General features: G+C 66.8%; 6 protein-coding genes and 1 pseudogene. 3 read left to right on the top strand and 4 right to left on the bottom strand.

Annotated elements, in window-relative coordinates:
- Positions 1 to 227: 227 nt before the first annotated feature.
- Positions 228 to 1,355, bottom strand: coding sequence for a GGDEF domain-containing protein (locus tag AC5P7R_RS22315; RefSeq protein ID WP_495214196.1), 1,128 nt, complete (start codon positions 1,353 to 1,355; stop codon positions 228 to 230).
- A gap of 113 nt (positions 1,356 to 1,468) precedes the next feature.
- Here AC5P7R_RS22315 and AC5P7R_RS22310 point away from each other — a divergent pair, with 113 nt between their 5' ends.
- Together AC5P7R_RS22310 and AC5P7R_RS22305 are read left to right on the top strand one after the other, a co-directional pair.
- Positions 1,469 to 2,287: a S1/P1 nuclease gene (locus AC5P7R_RS22310; protein ID WP_021203681.1), complete on the top strand. Its 819-nt coding sequence runs from the start codon at positions 1,469 to 1,471 to the stop codon at positions 2,285 to 2,287.
- Between the two features lie 11 nt (positions 2,288 to 2,298).
- Positions 2,299 to 3,099, top strand: coding sequence for an MBL fold metallo-hydrolase (locus AC5P7R_RS22305; RefSeq protein WP_207048932.1), 801 nt, complete (start codon positions 2,299 to 2,301; stop codon positions 3,097 to 3,099).
- A 57-nt stretch (positions 3,100 to 3,156) separates the two neighbouring features.
- Here the strand turns inward: AC5P7R_RS22305 and AC5P7R_RS22300 are convergent, their stop codons facing one another.
- The 3 genes from AC5P7R_RS22300 to AC5P7R_RS22290 are packed head-to-tail and all read right to left on the bottom strand — an operon-like array spanning position 3,157 to position 5,316.
- Complete coding sequence (locus AC5P7R_RS22300; RefSeq protein ID WP_111098870.1) at positions 3,157 to 3,720, bottom strand: hypothetical protein; 564 nt, start codon at positions 3,718 to 3,720, stop codon at positions 3,157 to 3,159.
- Positions 3,717 to 4,958 carry a M56 family metallopeptidase gene (locus tag AC5P7R_RS22295; RefSeq protein ID WP_288041646.1) on the bottom strand — a complete coding sequence of 414 codons (1,242 nt, stop codon included), beginning with the start codon at positions 4,956 to 4,958 and terminating at the stop codon, positions 3,717 to 3,719. The genes AC5P7R_RS22300 and AC5P7R_RS22295 overlap by 4 nt, the downstream gene beginning before the upstream one ends.
- On the bottom strand, positions 4,951 to 5,316 hold the full coding sequence (locus tag AC5P7R_RS22290; protein ID WP_010484077.1) for a BlaI/MecI/CopY family transcriptional regulator: 366 nt from the start codon (positions 5,314 to 5,316) through the stop codon (positions 4,951 to 4,953). The genes AC5P7R_RS22295 and AC5P7R_RS22290 overlap by 8 nt, the downstream gene beginning before the upstream one ends.
- A gap of 114 nt (positions 5,317 to 5,430) precedes the next feature.
- On the opposite strand from AC5P7R_RS22290, the pseudogene AC5P7R_RS22285 reads away from it, so the two are divergent.
- Positions 5,431 to 6,075, top strand: a pseudogene (locus AC5P7R_RS22285) (transposase); the annotation flags it as partial.

The raw sequence follows: 6,075 nt of genomic DNA, 5'->3' as shown, positions 1-6,075 counted from the left end.
TATCGACGTTAAGGTGCGGGATGGGGATCGCTCGGCTCGTCTGTCGGCTGCTATCCGCAGATATCATGTTGACGGTCCCTCCACCCTGGCTCCTACATACCGCGTAGGAGCCGGGAGGAACATACAAGCCATGCTCGGCTATCGCGCGGAGCGCGCAGGTACCCGAAGAAGATCAGCCGAGCATGGCTCGGCTCTACAGAAGCATGAACGGGCCGCCTTTCAGTCGATTATTGATCCGGCGCCACTTCCACCCGGTTGCGGCCGCCTTCCTTGGCGCGGTACAGCGCTGCATCGGCCCGCGCCAATGCCTGTTCCAGCGTATCGCCACCATCATCATGCCAGCGTGCCACACCGATGCTCACGCTCACCACCGGGGCCGCATCCGAATCGGCATGTGCGATCGCCAGCGCCTGCACCTGTTGCCGAAGCTGCTCGAACGGCGCTGATTCCGGTTGTCCCGGCGCCCAGTGCCCCAGCGCCACGAACTCTTCGCCGCCGTAGCGTGCCACCACCGAGTCGCTACCACGCAGCTGAGCAGCCAGGGTCGTCGCCACCGCATGCAGCACGGTGTCACCGGCGGGATGGCCGTGGTGGTCGTTGTAGCGCTTGAAGTAGTCGATATCGATCATGGCGATGCGCAGTGCGCCACGCGCATGCGGTGTACGCAGATAGCGCTGGAAGATCTGGTTGGCCTGGCGATCGAAGGCGCGCCGGTTCAGCAGGCCGGTCAGCCCATCGTGGTTGGCCAATGCATCCAGGCGTTGCTCGGCCCGCCACGTTGCACGCGCCTGCCGTTCGGAGATGTAGCTGCCGACAATGCCGGCCAGGTTGCTGGCCAGCACGAACATCACGCTCTGCAGCATCTGCGCCCAGTGCCGGCCCACCTGCAGCTCGGCCAGCACGAAGGCCAGCGCGATCAGGGTTCCGGTCAGCGTCGCTACCCCGAAGCGCAGCCCGCACAGAAAGTAGTTCAACAACAGGAACAGGCTGATGCCTTCGTAGGGGTAGTCCACGCCGGCACGGTGCGCGGTCCAGATCATGGTCACCAGCGCCAGCCCGCTGACCAGCACGACGCTGCCGCCCAGCCACTGCAGGTGGCGCCGCAGCACCGGCACGAAGGTCAGCGCGACGCCGAGCAGCAGTGCCGGCAGCAGAACGCCCAGCCGCCAGCGCAGCACCGGCGCGTGCACGTCCGGCGGCAACCAGTAGGTATCGAGCACGGCAAAGCCCAGCGAGAACGCCCCGGCCACGGCGCAGGCCCAGCGCATGCGCCAGACCACCTGGGCATCGAACGCGGCAGCGAACCCGTCGTCATCGGGATGCCCGGCCATGATGCGCCTGTCCGTGATCGTCATCGGCCCCTCCCCGCATGTGCACGGGCCACCCTAGCGGCCGCCGCATCAAGGCCGCGTGGCGAACACCAGGCGTGATCAAGCCCGGGCCTGCCGAGGCCCGCTAGAATGTGCGCATGAAAGCCCTGCACTCCCTGTTCCTCGCCGCCGCCCTGGCGCCGGCCCTGCTGTCCGCTTCCGCCCCGGCCCATGCCTGGGGCGCACAAGGCCACCGCCTGGTTGCCGAAGTCGCCGACGCCCGCCTCAACCCCGCCGCCCGCGCCGAAGTGGACCGTCTGCTGGCCACCGAGCCAGACGCCACCCTGGCCAGCATCGCGCCCTGGGCCGATCAGCTGCGCGCCAAGGACCCCGGCCTGGGCCGTCGCTCGGCCGGTTGGCACTACGTCAACATCGCCGAAGACAACTGCCACTACGAAGCACCGAAGCACTGCAAAAGCGGCAACTGCATTGTCGAGGCACTGAAAGCACAGAGTGCCATCCTCGGCGACCGCAGCCTGACCGACGGCGAGCGCCTGCAGGCGCTGAAGTTCGTCGTGCACCTGGTGGGTGACATCCACCAGCCGATGCACGCCGGCTACGCCCATGACAAGGGCGGCAACGATTTCCAGCTGCAGTTCGGCAACCGCGGTACGAACCTGCACTCGCTGTGGGACAGCGGCATGCTCAACACCCGCAAGCTGGAAGATGCCGGCTACCTGCCGCTGCTGCAGAGCCAGCGCGCGCCGAAGCTGGCACGCCAGTCCAACCCGCAGCGCGACCCGCAGGCCTGGGCCGAGGCCAGCTGCCGCATTTCCATGCAAGCTGGCGTTTATCCGGCCACGCGTAAGATCGGTGATGAATACACCGAGCGCTACCGGCCGCTGGCCGAAGCGCAGCTGCGACTGGCCGGCGAGAACCTGGCGCAGTTGCTGAACCGCGTGCTCGGCACGCGCTGAGGAGCGTTCTAATGTCAGTCCAGGTGCAGTCGTTCTTCCACCGTGACAGCAATACCTTCAGCTACCTGGCCAGCGATCCGGCCAGCGGCGAGGCAGCGCTGATCGACCCGGTCCTGGACTACGACCCGGACACCGACGCCAGCAGCGAGTCACCGCTGCGCGACGTGCTGCAGGCCATCGAACAGCAGGGCCTGCAGCTGCGCTGGCTGCTGGAAACCCACGCCCACGCCGACCATGTGTCGGCGGGGCGTCGGCTCAAGCAACGCTTCCCGCAGGCCACGCTCGCCATCGGCGAAGGCATCCGTGCGGTGCAGGCGACGTTTGCACCACGCTATGGCCTGCAGCTTCCTGCTGCGGATGACATCTTCGACCACCTGTTCAGCGATGGCGAAACCTTCGCCCTTGGCGGACTGGATGGACGCGTGATCGCCGTGCCCGGGCATACCAGCGACAGCGTCGCCTACCTGATCGGCGATGCACTGTTCACCGGCGACTCGCTGTTCATGCCAGACGGCGGCACCGCCCGCTGCGACTTCCCGGGCGGCGATGCCGCACAGCTGTACCGTTCAATCCAACGTCTGCTGGCCCTGCCCGATGCGACCCGCGTATTCGTCTGCCACGACTACGGTCCGGGCGGTCGTGATTTCGCCAACGAAACCACCATCGGCGAACAGCGCGCGCACAACATCCACGTGCATGACGGCGTGGCCGAGGCGGAGTTCGTCAGCGTGCGCCAGGCCCGCGATGCCACGCTGGCCGAGCCGGCGCTGATGCAGCCGGCGGTGAAGGCCAACATCCAGGGCGGGGCCTGATCCACGCCGCTGCGCCCGCCGGGCATGGCCCGGCGCTACCCCGGTCATCGCGAGCGATCATTTTCCCTGCGTGCGCACCACGTGCTGGCCCTTCACGATCTCGAAGGTGAAGGCATATTGCAGGGTGACCGCTACCGGCTCGACGCGCTCGGCGCCGCGGCAGTCGCCGCGGTCGGCAGGCACCTTGCCGGCCGCGAAGTGGCAGACCGCTGCGGACGAGTACTTCCACATCGCCACGGCTTCCTGCGCAGCCTGCAGCAGGGGCGCGTTCTCGCGTGCAGCCCCTGCCGCGCACTCCGGACGATCGGTCAATGGCAGGCTTCGCTCCACGGCGCCATTGGCATCAACCACCACCTGCAGGCAGATGGTGGTCGGCGCCAGTTCCGCGCGCGGGTCGCTATCCCCGACCTCCGGGTCCGGTGCCGCGTACAGTTGCGGCATCCGGTAGCCCTCGGTCGCACCCAGCGAATACACCTGCAGCTGCCCACTGTCGCCGCCCGCCTGCGGCTGCAGCCGCTGGTGACCGACATTCTCGCTGCGGGTATCGACGGTGGTCAGGCGATCCTGGGTTGCACACCCCACCAGCAGCGCTGCCATCATCAACAGCGGCGCGGACTTCACTTCGCGTCCTCGGTGTCATCCATGGCGTAGGTGATCGGAATGCGTACGGCACCGGCCACCGGCTTGCCGTTCTTCACCGCGGGACGATAGGTCCAGCTGCGCGCGGCGGCGACGGAGACGGCGTCGAACACCCCCGGATTGGTCGCACTGAGTACCCGCACATCGGTCGGATGGCCCTGTGCATCCACTTCGATGCGCAGATTGACCACGCCTACCTGGCGTTGCTCGACGGCGGACTTCGGATAGGACGGCGGCGGCATCTTGTCCACCTGGATCGGCCGGTCCAACCCCACCTTGGCCGCATCGTCCTGCGCATGTTCGAACGGCTCGACACCGATCCGGGTGCCACCGGCCGCACCGCCCTGGCTGGCCCATGCCACCGCCCCCATGCCCACACACAACCCGACCACCAGCACCTGCCCGGACACCCACGGCAATGCCTTCCGCTTGGACTGCTTCAACATGGCGATACGCTCCTTCAACACGGGTTGGCTGCGCCAATGGCAAACCGCGGGCGCAACCGGGTGGACCAGCTGCGCCTTCAGCAGCGTGCTGGCATACAGGCCGCGCAGCGCAGGCTGCGGACCGATGGTGCGGGCATCGCAGGCCAATTCCTGATCGCGCAGGAAGCGGCGTGCGGCCCATGGCAGCAGCGGGTGGAACCAGAACACCGCGCGCGCCAGCAGCAGCGCGCCGTTGGCCCAGTGATCGCCGTTGCGACGGTGGTTGCGCTCGTGTTGCAGGATCAGGCCCTGCTCCTGTGCACTGAACTGCTGGTCGAATGCCGGGCCGACCACGATGCGCGGCCGCCACAGGCCCACCAGCGCGGGCAGGCCGGGATCGCCGCTGGCCTGCCAGCTGCCATCGGTGCGCGGCGTCAGTGGACCCATCCGCCGTTCGAAACGGAGTTGTGCGCGCAGGTCGCGCAGCAGGCAGATGCCCGCGCCCAGCGCCCACAGCGCGAACAACAGCCCTGCCCATGGCAACGACGGCCCGTTCAGAGCATCGATGGCACCGGGCATCACTTTCAGCGGCAGCGTGGGTACCTGCTGCAACAACGCAACCTGCGGCAACGGCAGCATCAGTGCCACCAGCAGCATCGGCAGCAGCCACCAGCTGCGGTAGGCCAGCCCCGCGCCGCCCATCCGCACCAGCAGCGGTCGCATTACTGCCAGCAGGATCACGCCCACCGCCAGCCACAGGCTGGCCTGCCACAGTCCGTCGAGCAGCTCAGTCATGGTCCAGCTCCTGGATCAGCTTCTTCAGTTCGGCGATGTCCTGTGCGCTCAACTGGCCACGTTCGCTGAAGTGCGCGACCAGCGGCGCCACGCGCCCCTCGAAGACACGCCCGATGAAGTCCTGGCTCTGCGCCTCCACCCAGGCCTGGCGCTGCAGCAGCGGCCGGTACAGGTAACGCCGTCCATCGCGCTCGGCGGCGATCGCGCCCTTGGTCAGCAGGCGGTTGAGCAGGGTCTTGATGGTCGGCTCGGCCCAGTCGCGATGGGCCAGCGCGGCCACCACGTCATCGGCACTCCGTGGTGCCTGCTGCCACAGCACCTCCATCACAACGGCTTCGGCTTCGCTGATCGGGGTCATGGTTTACATCCGTAATCGACAGCTCGATTACGCGCGTAATCGAATCATCTGTCAAGCCCCTCGACTTGAAGTGACCCCCGGGAGTTGGACGCCAGATCCAACCCCGAGGGATACATGAACAGATACGACGCTCGTTTCAAACTGCAGGTCGCCAAAGAGGCCTGCAAGACCTCCACATCGGTCAAAGCCGTTGCTCGTCGCCACAGCCTGGAGGCCTCCACGGTCAGGCGCTGGGTGGCTACGTACCGGCTGCACGGTTGGCGCGGGTTTCGCCGCCAGGCCCGATCCTATGACTTTGCGTTCAAGCTGGCTGTCCTGGAGAAGATGAGTCAGGACGGTATGTCCGGGCGGGAGGCCACGACTTACTTCCAGATTGGCGATGCCGGCGCAGTGGGGCAGTGGCGGCGCCTGTATGCTGAGGGCGGTGCCCAAGCGTTGGCGCCACCTCCGCCGCCGCCCCGAAAGCCGATGAAAAAGACCCGTTCGTCCAAGCCACCTGAGGAGATGAGCCGCGAAGAGCTGCTCAAGGAAGTCGCCTATCTGCGTGCGGAGACCGACTACCTAAAAAAACTCGATGCCTTGATCCGGGAAGAGCAGGCGGCGCAAGACGCAAAGCGCAAGCCATCCAAGGATTGAGGCAGGTTCATACGCTGTCGCTTCTGCTCGAAGCGGCGGAGCTGTCACGCAGTACGTTCTATTACCAGAACCATGTCCTGGCCCATCCGGATCAGGACGAGGCAGCCCTGTGCGAGCGCATCC

This window comes from Stenotrophomonas sp. YJH_SMC_27 (assembly GCF_059369815.1).
This window is presented reverse-complemented; position numbering and strand designations above follow the sequence as displayed.